Source organism: Archangium lansingense, assembly GCF_026626635.1.
Taxonomy (GTDB): Bacteria; Myxococcota; Myxococcia; order Myxococcales; family Myxococcaceae; genus Archangium; species Archangium lansingense.
Genome location: NZ_JAPNKA010000001.1, coordinates 10,522,878 through 10,537,210 on the forward strand (window position 1 = coordinate 10,522,878; position 14,333 = coordinate 10,537,210).

Here is a 14,333-nt window from a genome sequence, read left to right on the forward strand (position 1 = left end):
GAGTGCAAACCATCGGGTTGACTCCGCCTGCCGGCCCAACTAAGAGCCGCCTCCCCCTACCCTCTTGACACAGAAGGTGGCGCATGCCCGCGAAGGACCTCGGGAACAAGTACGTCTGCTTCAAATGCAGCACGAAGTTCTACGACATGAAGAAGCCGGACCCCCTGTGCCCGAAGTGCGGCGCGGATCAGCGGGAGAGTCCCGCCCTCAAGCCGCCCTCGGAAGGCCGACGGGGCCGCCTGTCCTCCATCCCCAAGGTCATCGAGCCCATCGAGCCTGAGGAGCCGGCAGCGGAGAGCGAGGAGGAAGAGCTCGCTGAGTTCGAGGACGAGGACGCCGAGGCAGCAAGCCCCGGCGAGGAGGACGAGGAAATCTAAGCCCGGCACGAGGGGGGCTCCGCCACCAGGCGGTGCCCCCTTCGGCTTTTCCGGCGGCTGTCGCGGCTCTAGCGAGCTTCCGCTGTCGCGTTCAGCAGGTGGAGCGCGCGGCGCAGCTGCTCGTAGCGGACGGGGCCCAGGGCCTGCACGCCCACCGGCCGCCGCGGTCCCTGACCCTTGTGCAGCCGCGTAGGGGCTGCTCCTGGCCTCGGGTTCGGTCGCTTCTTCGGCTGCATGGGTCTCTGTCCCCCGGATCGCATCGCCCCAGACATGTAGCAGGTTTCCACCACGACGGAAACTTTTCGCTACATTCTCCTTCCACCGAGGAGGAGCGGCGCATTCCGGCGAGGTGCTCGGGGTTGGAGGCGGCATTGAAGAAGAATCAATCTCACATATAAGAAACTCTTCACTTGTCATGATGACGAGTGCACCCTGCCCTGAGGACGTGGAGGAAGTGGCCCGCCAGGAGTTCAGGCCAGCTGGACACCCTGGATGGCGTTGCCCGTGCGGACGCCGAGCGGCCAGACACGGCGGCTTGGCGAGCCCCGGCCGTCCGCCTGGTACGCAAGGGATGACACCAGACTGATTTGTGCGTTGGACCGTGCAGATCCTTGTTGGTAGAAGGGCGCGGGCTCCGCGGTAGGGCCCTCCATGGAGGCAGCGATTTTGCGGGAGAAACTGAAGGCGCTGGCGGAGCTGCAGAAGGTGGACCTGGAGGTCGCCTCGCTCCGGAAGGCCGCGGACGTGCATCCCCGGCAGTTGGCGGAGCTGGAGCGCGAGCTAGGTGCCGCGCGCAGCGCCATCGAGGCGGAGCGCAACCGGGTGGCCGACATCGAGCGGCAGAAGACGACACTCGAGCAGAACATCACGGACGAGAAGGACAAGGTGAAGAAGTGGGAGGCGCGGCTCGCCGAGCAGCGCTCCACCCGCGAATACTCCGCCCTCGCCCGGGAGATCGACATCGCCAAGAAGGCCAACCAGACGATGTCCGAGGAGCTGGTGGAGCTGGCCAAGACGCTCGGTGCGGCGCGCGAGGCGGTGAAGGCGAAGGAGGCAGAGTTCGCCACCCGCCAGGAGCAGCTCTCCAGCCGGATGGCGGAGCTGCGCGGCAAGCAGAGCCAGGCCGAAGGTCAGGTGAAGGAGCTCGAGGGTAAGCGCTCCTCGGTGGCCTCGGGTGTGGACGCCACGCTGCTGCGCCGCTACGAGACCATCCGCAAGAAGAAGCTGCCGGCGATGGTGGGCGTGGTGGCTGGGACCTGCCAGGGCTGCAACATGAACGTGCCCCCGCAGCTCTACAACAACCTGCGCGTGTCGCTGGGCACGGACATCTGCCCGTCCTGCAACCGCATCATCTACGCCGTCGAGGCGCTCGAGACGCCGGCAGCGAAGTAGTCCCTGCGCGATGGCCCCGCCGGACCTCGCCGACATCCTCCGCCACATCGGGCGCGAGGAGCCGCTCACAGGGACGGTGCGGGCCTTCCCGGGACTCACCCGGGAGGACCTGGGCCGCCTCCTGGAAGCCGCGGCCAGTCAGCTCGCGCCCAATCCTCCTCCGTCCTCACCCGAGCCCCGTTCGGAGCCGCGGCGCCCCTCGCGCGCGACCCCGACCCTCCCGGTGGAGTCGCGGAGCCCCGCCGAGGTACCTTCCAGCCTGAGGCTCTTCTCGGACGGAGCCGCCCGGGGCAATCCAGGCCCCGCGGGCGCCGGCGCGGTGCTGATGGACGCCGAGGGACGGGTGGTGGCCCGGCTCGGCAAATTCCTGGGCGTCCAGACGAACAACTACGCCGAGTACATGGGCCTGCTGCTCGGCCTGAAGCACGCCCGGACTCTCGGTGCGAAGGAGCTGGAAGTGCTCGCGGACAGCGAGCTGCTCATCCGCCAGCTCCAGGGGCGCTACCAGGTGAAGAGCCCGACCCTCCGCCCCCTCTACGAGGAGGCAGTCGCCCTGCTGAAGCACTTCCCCCGGACGAAGCTCACCCACGTGCCGCGCGAGAAGAACAAGGCGGCCGACGAGATGAGCAACCGGGCCATCGATGAACGGATGTGAACCGGAGCCTCCCATCCGGAGTGACCTCAGCCCCGCCGCTGTTGTATGAGGCGTGTGCCGGAGTGGTCCGGGTGAACGCTGGTCACTGCAGGAATGGGTGACGGGAGGAAAGTCCGAGCTCCATAGGGCAGGGTGCTGGCTAACGGCCAGTCGAGGTGACTCGCAGGACAGTGCCACAGAAAACAAACCGCCGGTTCCGCAAGGGGCCGGTAAGGGTGAAACGGTGCGGTAAGAGCGCACCGCGCTCGGGGTGACTCGAGCGGCACGGAAAACCCCACCTGGAGCAAGAGCCAATAGGAGCGCGTCCCCGAAAGGGGACAGGGGTTGCCCGCCCCATGCGTTCGGGTTGCTCGCTGATGAGGCCCCTGGGCAACCAGGGCCCTAGATGAATGTTCACCGCCCATCCCGAAAGGGGTGGGGACAGGACTCGGCTTACAGGGCCACTCCGGTTTTTTTCCCTGTACCTACGGCTGCGCCACGGGCACCTGCGCGAGCAGGACGCGGCTGCGCCCGTCATTGCGCACGGCGTCCGGATTCTTGAGCTGCAGGCGCGCGTCTGTCTTCTGCTCCCAGAAGCCCATCCAGATGTTGAGGGCGCGGGCCGAGGAGCCGGGCGGGAGCGCGATGTTGAACTCGTCCTTCACCGTCTCGCCGGGCTTCCACTGGGTGGTGGGGTAGAGACCTCCGGCCGGCTTGTGGTCGACGTTGAGGCGCTCGGCGCGGCCCTCGGCGTCCTCCACGTGGACGAAGATCAGGTAGTCCTCCTCCAGGGGCTTGAGGACCTTGAAGTAGGCGGTGACGCGGGCGCCCTCGCCGGGAGAGAGACGGCCGGGCTGCACGGTGGCGCCTACCAGCTCCACCTTGTCCTCGAAGTTGGCGCCGCTGCGCAGCGAGAGCGCCGGCACCTGCGTCACCGTGGCCTGGCGACGCTCGTTGGGGCTGGCACCACCGGGCGCCTCGACGATGCAGGCGCTGAGCAGGGAGGCGGAAACGAAGAGGGCGAGGAGCGTGCGACGCATGGGCACCCCCGTTTCTACCGGCTTCCGGGTACGGCATCCACCGGCCCGTGGTCTTTCGGGCCCCGCCCCTGAAGCCCCCTGGCCCTTCCGCCCGCCACCCCGGCGTCCTTCCCGGGACGTGTTCGCCGTGTGGCGGGGGCGGAAGATAGGGGGGACTCGCGGCGGCATCTTGAGGTATTCGGTGCGCGCCATGAAGACGCCCAACGCCCTCCCCTTCCTCCTCGCGCAGGCGCCGTCGCCGCAGCCCTCCCCGCTGCCCCAGCAGCCCCCGCCGACGCAGCCCGGGGTGCCGGAGACAGGCACGCCCCCGCCGCCCGAGAGCAGCACCGTGGACACGGTGGTGGGCGTGGGGCTCACGGTGCTGGTGGTGGCGCTGATGGTGGCGGCGGCGCGCAAGCTCTTCTTCAAGAAGCGCCCCGAGGAGCCCGGCAGGCGGCCACCGGTGCCGCCCGTGAAGGAGAAGCCCGAGCTGCCCGCGGAGCGTCCGGAGCTGCGCGTGGAGCTGCCCCCCAGCGAGGCGGAGCTCGCGAAGCTACGGGAGGCGGAGGAGATTCACGCCCGCGCCGAGACCCTCGCCCGCCAGCGAGAGGAGGCCACGCGCGCCGCGAAGACCACCACGGACGCGGCCGAGCGCGCCCGTCTGGAGGCCGAGGCCCGAGCCCTCAAGGAGCGCGAGGAGGAGGAGAAGCGCGCCGAGTACCGCGCGAAGAAGGCCGCGGAGGACGAGGCGAAGGAGCGGCGCAAGCGCGAGCGCGAGGAAGCAGAGCGCCTCACAGCCGAGCAGAAGGCCCGGGAGGAAGCGGCGGCCGAGGAGGCCCGGCGCGCGGAGGAGGCGGCAGCGCGGGCGAAGATTGAAGCCGAGGCGGGTCGGACGCTGGCGCAGGGCCTGGACAAGACGCGCAGCCAGGGCTTCATGGCGCGGCTCAACGGCCTCTTCGGCTCCAACCGCAAGGTGGACGAGTCGGTGTTAGCGGAGATGGAGGAGATCCTCTTCACCGCGGACATCGGCGTGCGCACCGCGTCCAGCCTGGTGGAGGTGGCGCGCGACAAGCTCAAGCGCAACGAGCTGAGCGATGCCAACCGCATCAAGGACCTCATCCGTCAGGAAGTGACGCGCATCGTGGACCTGCCGGTGCCGCGCACGCTGGAGGGCGGAGGCCCGCCGCACGTGGTGATGGTGGTGGGCGTCAACGGCGCGGGGAAGACGACGACGATTGGCAAGCTGGCCGCGAAGCTGACGGGCCAGGGCAAGAAGGTGGTGCTGGCCGCGGGCGACACGTTCCGCGCCGCTGCCACCGAGCAGCTCGACGTGTGGGCGGACCGGGCCAAGGCGGAGCTGGTGAAGGGAGCCGAGGGCGCGGACCCCAGCTCGGTCATCTTCGAGGCAGTGAAGAAGGCCCGGGATACGGGCGCCGATGTGATCATCGCCGACACGGCGGGCCGGCTGCACACCAAGGTGAGCCTGATGGACGAGCTGAAGAAGGTGAAGCGCGTCATCGACAAGGCGCTTCCCGGGGCTCCCCACGAGGTGCTGCTGGTGCTGGACTCCACCAACGGGCAGAACGCCATCCAGCAGGCCAAGCAGTTCCACGAGGCCGTGGGCGTCACGGCCATCGCGCTGACGAAGCTGGACGGCACCGCCAAGGGCGGCGTCATCATCGGCATCGCGGACGAGCTGAAGCTTCCCGTGGTGTGGGTGGGCGTCGGCGAGAAGGTCGCCGACCTGCGCCGCTTCGAGCCTCGGGAGTTCGTCCAGGCGTTGTTCGACTGACGCCTACTCCTCCTGCCCCTTCATGAGGCCCGGCAGCAGCTCCTCCATGAGCTTCAACGTCTCCGGGTCCAGCGCCTCCCCATTCATCCCGGCGCCGAGCAGGCCGCCCATGTTGGGCTTGCCGAGGTCCTCGTCGCCGTGGGCCTCCTGCCACCAGCGCACGCGCAGCTTCTCGAGCTCCTGAGCCTTCGAGGGGCTCGCCTTGGCCAGCTCGCGGGTGAAGCAGTCGTCGCACGTCCACTTGAAGCGGTACGTGTCCACGTAGGTGCGCAGGGCCCTGAAGAAGGCCTCGTCTCCGATGAGCTTGCGCGAGGCGTGGTGCAGCAAGGGCGCCTTGCCGTACACCAGCGCGCCGTACTGCATGGAGTCGTCGAAGTCGGAGGTGGGCCGGTCCGCCGGGCCGTCCTTGCCGCCCGAGATACGATACAGATGGTAGGCGCCCACGAGCGTCTCGTCACGCAGCTGCTGCGCCACCGCGCGCCCGTACTTCCACTCCATGTAGAGCACCGCCGTGTACTGGGCGAGCGTCTCGTCCACCACGGGCGCGTTGATGGGGTCCGAGCCCACCAGCGCCGCGAAGTACTGGTGCGCCACTTCGTGGGCCACGGTGAACTCGAGCGTGCGCTCCAGCGACTTGCCGAGCTGATCGAGCGGCGCCGTGTCCCCGCCCATGGCCTGGAGGAGTTGCTGCATCTGCCCCATCCCCGGTGCACCCTGGAGCACGCTGCCCGGATCCGCCACCCCGCGGTAGAGGGCGGTGCCCACGGTGACGAGACCGGGGAACTCCATGCCGCCTGCGCCGCCAGCCAGCGGGGCCTCCACCACGCGGAAGTACTTGAAAGGCAGGGGCCCGAGGCGGCGCTCGAACTCGGTGAGCACGTCACTGGCGTACTTCAGCACGCGCTTGCCCACCGCGGCGTCGCGGGCGGCGAAGTGGCTCTCCACGGTGACACCATTCACCGTCGTGGTGGCGCTGTCGTAGCCGCGCGAGGCGAACACCGGGAAGTCCCGCACCGCGCCCGCGGCGAAGGAGTAGCGGACGCGGCCGTCCTTCTGGGGCACTTCCCCCATGGGAACTCCCGTGGCGTGCACCTTCCAGCCTGCCGGGACGATGACGTTGGCGAGCACGTTCGAAGGCTCGTACAGCGCCAGGTCACCCACGCCCGTGGGACCGGCCCAGGGGTTGCCGCGCCCATCCACGGGCGGCACCAGGGGCACGATGCCCACCAGGCTCATGAAGTCGTCCATGGCGGCGAAGGCCCCGTAGTCCCCTCCCCCACCCGTGGAGCCGAGCGAGCCCAGCAGCGAGGTGGAGCCGGACTGCGCACGAGGCACCCGCGCCTCCAGGTCGAGCTCCACCACCACCGAGTTGCCCGGGGTGACAGGACTGGCCAGCGCCAGGCTGTAGAGGCCGTCCTCGGGGCGCTCTGGTTTCACGGGCTGCCCATTCACCTTCACCTCCGAGAGCTCCATCCTCGGGTCGAAGGCGTTGGGGGTGGCACGCAGGTGGACGACCTCCAGGGGGCGGTTGCGCACGAACAGCTCGACCCGGAGGTGGCCCTTCACCTTGCGCGCCTTCGGATCCAGCTCGAGCTGGACCTGGTAGCGAGGCAGGTCTTGCAGAGGCCCGAGCGCCTGTGCGGCGCGAGCGCGCTCCTCGGACTTGAGGTGCTGAAGGGAGAACTGCACCTCGGGCGGGATGAAGTCCCCGGCGGGGGCAACCCCGGGCACGAGCAGCAGAGCCAGCAGCGGCCAGCGACGCAGATGGGCGAACATGGGGAGGATGTTACACCGCCCTTCCCTCCCTCTCCCCCCGGGAGAGGGCCCGGGGTGAGGGTTCCTGTCACCTGGCTCCCACCCCGTGAACACTCCGTACAACCGGGCGTGCCTTCCCACCTGTGAAAGTCCACCACTACCATCCGTGCCCGGGTCCCACCCGTCAGCCCACCCGCCCCCTGCGCGTCCTGGTGCTGCCCGTCTTCGACTGCGCGCCTACGAGCCCTGAACCCCCATGACCGCGACCTCCGCCACTCCGCTCCTCAGCATGCTGTTGCAACCCCACGGAGTGATCTGCCTCGAAGAGGGCGACTGGCTGCGCCTGGGTCCTTCCGGCCCTCGTGCCCAGGCGTGGTTCGTGAACGCACAGACCCACCCAAATCACCGCGCCGTACAGCTCGACGTGGTGCTCGAGCTGTGGACGGGGCGGGTGCTCATCGAGTCCTTTGGAGGCGTCGGAGAGACGGCAGAGGAGGCCGAGCGGGATGCGTTCGAGAACTTCGCGCGCGGCTCCCTGCACGTCCTCCTGAGCGCGTTCGTCCGGCCGCCGGATGAGCACGTGACCGTCGAGGAGTGGGAGCTCTCAGGAGTACGCCGGCGGATCATCTTCGGGGACATCCAGGGCCGTGGCGTGCAGGTCTCCAGGGAGGCCTCCCGCGCCTGGTTCGACGTGTTGGAGCGTGCGCTCAAGACCCTGCCCCTGGTCTCCGGCACCCACTGGCTGCGCGTCTACTACGCGCAGATGCAATCGCAGCCCAAGATGCTCGAGGTCCTCCTCGACAACGAGGAGTGGCCCGAGCTGAAGGAGGCGCTCCTCCAGGCGCCCTGGCCGCGCGCGCCGGAGTTCCTCAGCCAGCGGCTGTTCCTGGTGCTTCAGGGCGGCGTGGACGTGAGCCGGGGCGTGGCGGCCTTCGTCGATCCTCCCGACCGCGACGATAAACTCATCCTCGAGGAGCTCCGCGCCCAGGGCGCCACGCCGCTGGAGGCGGAGAAGGTGGTGGCCTACCTACCACTGGCCTTCGGACAGATGATGGTGCACGACATGGGGCCCCGCATCCCCGACTCGGCCATCTTTGTCACAGAGGGCACGCCAAACGAGCGGCCCGTGTTCCTGCCTGAGGATCCCTTGTGGCGCGAAGCCATCCGGCTCGCGAAGACGGCGCTCGAGGGCCGCTCCCTGACGCGCGATCAGTTCGGCGCCATTGCCCTGCGCAGCAGCACCATTCACGCCCTCAACAACGCGCTGAACGCGGGCTCGAAGCCCGAGGATCTCGTCTTCGCCCCGTCGATCATCCCGCTGTCCACCGAGGCGGCGACGGAGCTGCACAGCCAGGCGCCAGCCATCCGGCGCCCGGCCCCTGCCCCACCGCCGCCCGTCACGCCCACCCCAGCACAGAAACCGTGGTGGAAGTTCTGGTGAGGCGGGGCAGCGAGCTTCAGCGGCTCACGGGCAGCCGGAGCTGACCTCGAGCGCGTCGTACGCCATCCACCCGTTGCGCTTGGTGGTGGTCGCGGCGATGACGTAGCCGTAAATGAACTTCATCGTCCCCGACTGCACGCGGTAGCGGCCAGAGCTGTCCGCGACCCAGAGCGGAATGTCGATGGACGGGGCGCCGCCATCCGTCGGCACGTCCAGGCGCTGGAACTTCGTGCCCGCCGGCCAGTGGTCCACCGCCGGGCCGCCCAGGCCGAAGCCCGGCACGTTGAAGGCGAGGTTGGCCGAGCGCTTGCCATTGGCGCGCACCAGCGGCAGGTAGTCGCCCGCGCGCTCGTTGCTCGACGTGCTGTCGTAGACCACCTTCTTGGGCTCCAGGGTGGTGTCATGCCAGTTGCGCACGGCGTAGCAACCCAGCTTGGCCAGCCCCGAGCCCAGCGCCGACACGTGCCCCACCTTCTGCTCGAAGGATGTCCGCCCGTAGATGGCCGAGATCGGCAGCCACCCGGCACTCGAGTTCGAGGTCGACACCGCGAACGCATGGAGCTCGCCAGCGAAGGTGCGCGTCTGGCCATGGTTGAACTGGGCGCTCGTCCGGGTGTTGGTGCCCAGGATGTTGCCGTGACCATCGCGGATGGCGATGCCCGTCATGATGCCCCAGAGGTCATCGGCGGGATCGTTGGTCTCGACCCGGTTGCCGCCGGACTCCCGCAGCTTGCAGTTGAACGGGCTCTCCAGACAGTACGTGCCGTTCACTCCCGAGTAGGCCGCCTGCTCGCGCGTCGCGACCGCCTCGCCAGCCGTCGCGCCCTCCTCGAGGGGCGCCTCGCCTCCGCACGCGGAGGACACCAGAGCAACAGTGCAAATCGTGAATAGATGGCTTCGCATGTTCTCATGGAATTACGAGACAGTCTCAAATGTCAAGAATCCCCGGGCGGCACCGGGGCCCGGGTGACAGGGCGGAGCCACCGGCGCCCCGAGGCACGTGCTACACACCGCCGCCATGTCTACCGAGCGTCCCAAGTACGATCCCTCGGCCATCGAGCCCAAGTGGCAGACCCGTTGGGAGCAGGAGAAGACCTTCGAGGCCCGGCGTCATCCGGGCCGGCCCAAGGCGTACATCCTCGACATGTTCCCCTACCCGTCCGGCTCGGGGCTCCACGTGGGCCACCCGGAGGGCTACACGGCCACGGACATCGTGGCGCGCTTCCAGCGCATGCGCGGCGTGGACGTGCTCCACCCCATGGGCTGGGACTCGTTCGGCCTTCCCGCCGAGCAGCACGCCATCGAGACGGGCACCCACCCGGCGCAGACGACGGCGAAGAACATCGCCACCTTCAAGCGACAGCTCAAGTCGCTGGGCTTCTCGTACGACTGGTCGCGCGAGCTGGCGACGACGGACGAGGCCTACGTCCGGTGGACGCAGTGGATCTTCCTCAAGCTCTTCGAGCGCGGGCTGGCCTACCAGGCGGAGCTGCCGGTGAACTGGTGCCCGGTACTGGGCACCGTGCTGGCCAACGAGGAGGTCATCGACGGCAAGAGCGAGCGCGGAGGCCACCCGGTGGTGCGCCTGCCGCTGCGGCAGTGGACGCTGCGCATCACCGCCTACGCGGACCGGCTGGAGCAGGAGCTCCAGGGACTCGACTGGCCGGAGACGAAGGAGAAGCAGGTCCACTGGATTGGCCGCAGCGAGGGCGCCGAGGTGGACTTCGCGCTGGAGGGCCGCAGCGAGAAGCTGCGCATCTTCACCACGCGCCCGGACACCCTCTTCGGGGCCACGTACATGGTCATCGCCCCCGAGCACCCGCTGCTCGAGGCGCTCACCACTCCGGAGCACCGGCAGAAGGTGCTCGCCTACCGCGACTCGGTGGTGAGCAAGAGCGATATGGATCGCACGGCGCTCACCAAGACGAAGACCGGCGAGTTCACCGGGGCCTACGCGCTGAACCCCATCTCCGGGGCGCGGCTGCCCATCTGGGTGGCGGACTTCGTGCTGGGCTCCTACGGCACGGGCGCCATCATGAGCGTGCCGGCGCACGACGAGCGCGACTTCGAGTTCGCCCGGGCCTTCGGGCTGCCGGTGGTGGAGGTTGTCTCGCCGGACGGCCAGCTCCACGACACCGCCGCCTGGACCGAGGCCTTCACGGCGGAGGGCGTGGCGGTGCGCTCGGGGTTCCTCGATGGCCAGCGCACGCCCGAGGCGAAGGCGACGATGATCTCCCACCTGGAGCAGAAGGGGCTGGGGACGCGCCGCGTGCAGTACCGCCTGCGCGACTGGGTCTTCTCCCGCCAGCGCTACTGGGGCGAGCCCATCCCCGTCTACTTCCCCGTGGACCTGCCGCCCGGCTCCACGGACCCGCGCAAGCATCCGCACACGGTGCGCTACAGCGAGCCCATCGCAGTGGCCGAGAGCGAGCTGCCCGTGCGCCTGCCCGAGCTGGAGGATTTCAAGCCCTCGGACGACCCCGCGGGCCCGCTGTCACGCGCGCTCGACTGGCGCTTCTTCCAGAAGGACGGCAAGTGGTACGCGCGCGAGACGAACACCATGCCCCAGTGGGCGGGCTCGTGCTGGTACTACCTGCGCTTCATCGACCCGCACAACACGCAGGCCGCCTTCTCCAAGGAGGCCTATGACGCGTGGATGCCGGTGGACCTGTACGTCGGCGGCTCCGAGCACGCCGTGCTGCACCTGCTGTACGCGCGCTTCTGGCACAAGGTGCTCTTCGACTGCGGCGTCGTCTCGCACCCCGAGCCGTTCGGCAAGCTCGTCCACCAGGGCATGATTCTCGGGGAGAACAACGAGAAGATGTCCAAGTCGCGCGGCAACGTCGTCAACCCGGACGACGTCGTCCAGAAGCACGGCGCGGACTCGCTGCGCGTGTACGAGATGTTCATGGGCCCGCTCGAGGCGGTGAAGCCCTGGCAGACCCAGGGCGTCACTGGCGTTCGGCGCTTCCTGGATCGCGCCTGGAACACGCTGGCCTTCGTGCGCGAGGAGCCAGGGGCCGCGGAGGCCACGCTCGACGAGGAGACGCTGCGCCTGCTGCACAAGACGGTGAAGAAGGTGGGCGAGGACATCGAGGCGCTGCGGCTCAACACCTCGGTGAGCGCGCTGATGATCCTCTCCAACCGGCTGGCCGATATTCCCCGCGTGCCGCTCGAGACGGCGAAGACGTTCGCGCTCCTGCTGTCGCCCTTCGCGCCGCACCTGGCCGAGGAGCTGTGGGAGCGGCTGGGCGGGACGAAGAGCCTGGCCTACGAGCCGTGGCCCACCTACGACCCGGCCCTCACCGTGGACGACGTCGTCGAGATGGGTGTGCAGGTGAACGGCAAGCTGCGCAGCAAGGTGAAGCTGCGCCGCGACGCCACCGAGGCGGACGTACGCGCCGCCATCGCCAACGACCCGAACGTGCTGGCCCATACCCAGGGCAAGACGGAGAAGAAGTTCGTCTACGTGCCCGGCCGCATCATCAACCTGGTGGTGGGCTGAACACGGGCTGGGGTGGGGGCGGCCTCAACCCCCCACTCCACCGCCTGCGCCACGGCCCCGGCGGGGCCGCCAGCGAGTGACACCCGTCAGCGCGAGCAGCCTCCTCAGAGGTGTCAGACGACTCGTTCTCGTGAGCGTTGACCGGGGACGCCCGGGCACCGAGAGTCCGCGGCATGAAACTGCGTCCCATCGCCGAAGTCGGTGCCGAGCTGGGCCTCTCTCCAGAGGATGTGCTGCCGTGGGGGCGCGATCGCGCCAAGGTGTCTCTGGAGGCACTCGACCGCCGCTCGCACCAGGGACGGCTGGTGCTCGTGTCCGCCATCAACCCCACGCCGCCGGGCGAGGGCAAGACGACGATGTCCGTGGCGTTGGCCATGGGCCTGCGGCGGCGGGGCCGACGCGCGGTGGCGGCGCTGCGCGAGCCGTCGCTCGGACCTGTCTTCGGCGTGAAGGGGGGCGGCACGGGTGGTGGCGAGGCCAGCCTGGAGCCCGCGGCTGACATCAACCTGCACTTCACAGGAGACCTGCACGCCATCACCAGCGCGCACAACCTGCTGGCGGCCCTGGTGGACAACACCGTCTATTACGGCCACCCGGTGGCGCTGGAGTCCACGCGCGTGCGCTGGCGGCGCGCGTTGGACATGAACGACCGGTTCCTGCGCAACGTCATCGTCGGGCTGGGCGGCAGGGCGCACGGCGTGCCGCGCGAGACGGCGTTCGACATCACCGCCGCCAGCGAGGTCATGGCCATCCTCGCGCTGGCCGGGAACCTCCAGGACCTGGAGGCACGGCTGAGCCGCATCGTGGTGGGACAGGCACCGGATGGCTCGGCGGTGCGGGCGAAGGACGTGGAGGCGGCGGCGGCCATGGTGGCGCTGCTGAAGGACGCGCTGATGCCCAACCTGGCGCAGACGCGCGAGGGGGGACCGGCACTGGTGCACGCGGGGCCCTTCGGCAACATCGCGCACGGGTGCAGCTCGGTGGTGGGCACGCGGCTGGCGCTGACCTACGCGGACGAGGTGGTGACGGAGGCGGGTTTCGGCTTCGACCTGGGCGCGGAGAAGTTCCTCGACATCAAGTGCCGGAGTGCCGGGCTGTGGCCGCGGGGGGTGATGGTGGTGGTGACGCTGCGCGCACTCAAGTACCACGGGGGCGCGGCGCTGGCGAAGGTGGCCGAGCCGGACCGCGAAGCGCTGGCGCGGGGCTTCGACCATCTGGAGAAGCACCTGGAGTCGGTGGCGGCATTTGGCCTGCCGGCCGTGCTGTGTGTGAATCGATTCCCACAAGACTCGGAGCCGGAGCTGGACGAGCTGCGGGCGTTCGCGAAGGCGCGAGGGGTGGGAATCGCGGTATGTGACAGCTTCTCGCGCGGTGGCGAGGGCGCGCTGGAACTCGCGGACGCGGTGCTGGCGATGCTCGACGCCACGGACGAGGCGCCGCCGAAGCCGCGATTCCTCTACACGCTGGAGCAGCCGCCCGAGGAGAAGATTCGCGCCATCGCGCGCACGGTGTACGGCGCGGATGACGTGGCATTCACACCGGGGGCGGTGAAGGACCTGGAGGCGGTGCGCGCGCTGGGCGGGGCGGGGCTGCCGGTGTGCATGGCGAAGACGCACCTGTCGCTGTCGGACGACCCGGCGAAGCAGGGCCGGCCCCGAGGCTTCACCCTGACGGTGCGCGAGGTGCGGCTGTCGGCGGGCGCAGGTTTCCTGGTGGCGCTCACGGGGGAGCTCCTCACCATGCCCGGCCTCCCCCGAGAGCCGTCCGCGCGCCGCATCGTCGTCCACGGCGATGGCCGGATTACCGGGCTGATGCAGGGAGAGTAGGACGCCGGCAGAGTGGAGAAGCTCCCCGCCGGGGAGGAGTCCTCCTGGATCGCGCCTGGAACACGCTGGCCTTCGTGCGCGAGGAGCCAGGGGCCGCGGAGGCCACGCTCGACGAGGAGACGCTGCGCCTGCTGCACAAGACGGTGAAGAAGGTGGGCGAGGACATCGAGGCGCTGCGGCTCAACACCTCGGTGAGCGCGCTGATGATCCTCACCAACCGGCTCGCCGACATTCCCCGCGTGCCGCTCGAGACGGCGAAGACGTTCGCGCTCCTGCTGTCGCCCTTCGCGCCGCACCTGGCCGAGGAGCTGTGGGAGCGGCTGGGCGGGACGAAGAGCCTGGCCTACGAGCCGTGGCCCACCTACGACCCGGCCCTCACCGTGGACGACGTCGTCGAGATGGGTGTGCAGGTGAACGGCAAGCTGCGCAGCAAGGTGAAGCTGCGCCGCGACGCCACCGAGGCGGACGTGCGCGCCGCCATCACCAACGACCCGAACGTGCTGGCCCATACCCAGGGCAAGACGGAGAAGAAGTTCGTCTACGTGCCCGGCCGCATCATCAACCTGGTGGTGGGCTGAACACGGGCTGGGGT

12 protein-coding genes and 1 other RNA gene are annotated in these 14,333 nt (G+C 69.3%); 9 read left to right on the forward strand and 4 right to left on the reverse strand.

Translation table 11 applies throughout. From position 1 onward, the window contains the following. Window positions 1-83 precede the first annotated feature (83 nt). Window positions 84-377: an FYDLN acid domain-containing protein gene (locus tag OV287_RS42005; RefSeq protein ID WP_267539659.1), complete on the forward strand. Its 294-nt coding sequence runs from the start codon at window positions 84-86 to the stop codon at window positions 375-377. A gap of 68 nt (window positions 378-445) precedes the next feature. Here OV287_RS42005 and OV287_RS42010 read toward each other — a convergent pair whose 3' ends face one another. Further along, a complete protein-coding gene (locus tag OV287_RS42010; RefSeq protein ID WP_267539660.1) occupies window positions 446-613 on the reverse strand; it encodes a hypothetical protein in 168 nt (55 codons plus the stop codon). A gap of 430 nt (window positions 614-1,043) precedes the next feature. Between OV287_RS42010 and OV287_RS42015 the strand changes: the two genes are divergently transcribed. The 3 genes from OV287_RS42015 (at window position 1,044) to rnpB (ending at window position 2,875) form a co-directional block, all read left to right on the forward strand. Then, window positions 1,044-1,769: a zinc ribbon domain-containing protein gene (locus OV287_RS42015; protein WP_267539661.1), complete on the forward strand. Its 726-nt coding sequence runs from the start codon at window positions 1,044-1,046 to the stop codon at window positions 1,767-1,769. A 10-nt stretch (window positions 1,770-1,779) separates the two neighbouring features. Further along, window positions 1,780-2,424, forward strand: coding sequence for a ribonuclease HI family protein (locus OV287_RS42020; protein WP_267539662.1), 645 nt, complete (start codon window positions 1,780-1,782; stop codon window positions 2,422-2,424). Between the two features lie 59 nt (window positions 2,425-2,483). Then, window positions 2,484-2,875, forward strand: an RNA gene (rnpB, locus tag OV287_RS42025) — RNase P RNA component class A. A 13-nt stretch (window positions 2,876-2,888) separates the two neighbouring features. Here the strand turns inward: rnpB and OV287_RS42030 are convergent. Further along, complete coding sequence (locus OV287_RS42030) at window positions 2,889-3,443, reverse strand: hypothetical protein (RefSeq protein WP_267539663.1); 555 nt, start codon at window positions 3,441-3,443, stop codon at window positions 2,889-2,891. A 190-nt stretch (window positions 3,444-3,633) separates the two neighbouring features. Here OV287_RS42030 and ftsY point away from each other — a divergent pair, with 190 nt between their 5' ends. Beyond that, complete coding sequence (ftsY, locus tag OV287_RS42035) at window positions 3,634-5,214, forward strand: signal recognition particle-docking protein FtsY (protein ID WP_267539664.1); 1,581 nt, start codon at window positions 3,634-3,636, stop codon at window positions 5,212-5,214. Window positions 5,215-5,217: 3 nt separating this feature from the next. Here ftsY and OV287_RS42040 read toward each other — a convergent pair whose 3' ends face one another. Next, on the reverse strand, window positions 5,218-6,990 hold the full coding sequence (locus OV287_RS42040) for a M1 family aminopeptidase (protein ID WP_267539665.1): 1,773 nt from the start codon (window positions 6,988-6,990) through the stop codon (window positions 5,218-5,220). A gap of 235 nt (window positions 6,991-7,225) precedes the next feature. On the opposite strand from OV287_RS42040, the gene OV287_RS42045 reads away from it, so the two are divergent. Then, complete coding sequence (locus tag OV287_RS42045) at window positions 7,226-8,410, forward strand: DUF6348 family protein (RefSeq protein WP_267539666.1); 1,185 nt, start codon at window positions 7,226-7,228, stop codon at window positions 8,408-8,410. 24 nt (window positions 8,411-8,434) lie between these two features. Here the strand turns inward: OV287_RS42045 and OV287_RS42050 are convergent, their stop codons facing one another. Then, window positions 8,435-9,313 carry a hypothetical protein gene (locus OV287_RS42050; protein ID WP_267539667.1) on the reverse strand — a complete coding sequence of 293 codons (879 nt, stop codon included), beginning with the start codon at window positions 9,311-9,313 and terminating at the stop codon, window positions 8,435-8,437. Window positions 9,314-9,428: 115 nt separating this feature from the next. Here OV287_RS42050 and leuS point away from each other — a divergent pair, with 115 nt between their 5' ends. The 3 genes from leuS (at window position 9,429) to OV287_RS42065 (ending at window position 14,319) form a co-directional block, all read left to right on the forward strand. Continuing rightward, window positions 9,429-11,915 (forward strand): leucine--tRNA ligase, encoded by a 2,487-nt coding sequence (leuS, locus tag OV287_RS42055; RefSeq protein WP_267539668.1) that lies wholly within the window; start codon window positions 9,429-9,431, stop codon window positions 11,913-11,915. A 173-nt stretch (window positions 11,916-12,088) separates the two neighbouring features. Further along, a complete protein-coding gene (locus OV287_RS42060) occupies window positions 12,089-13,741 on the forward strand; it encodes a formate--tetrahydrofolate ligase (RefSeq protein ID WP_267539669.1) in 1,653 nt (550 codons plus the stop codon). 74 nt (window positions 13,742-13,815) lie between these two features. Next, entirely contained in the window at window positions 13,816-14,319 is a 504-nt protein-coding gene (locus tag OV287_RS42065; protein WP_267539670.1) for a class I tRNA ligase family protein, read from the forward strand. Window positions 14,320-14,333 lie beyond the last annotated feature (14 nt).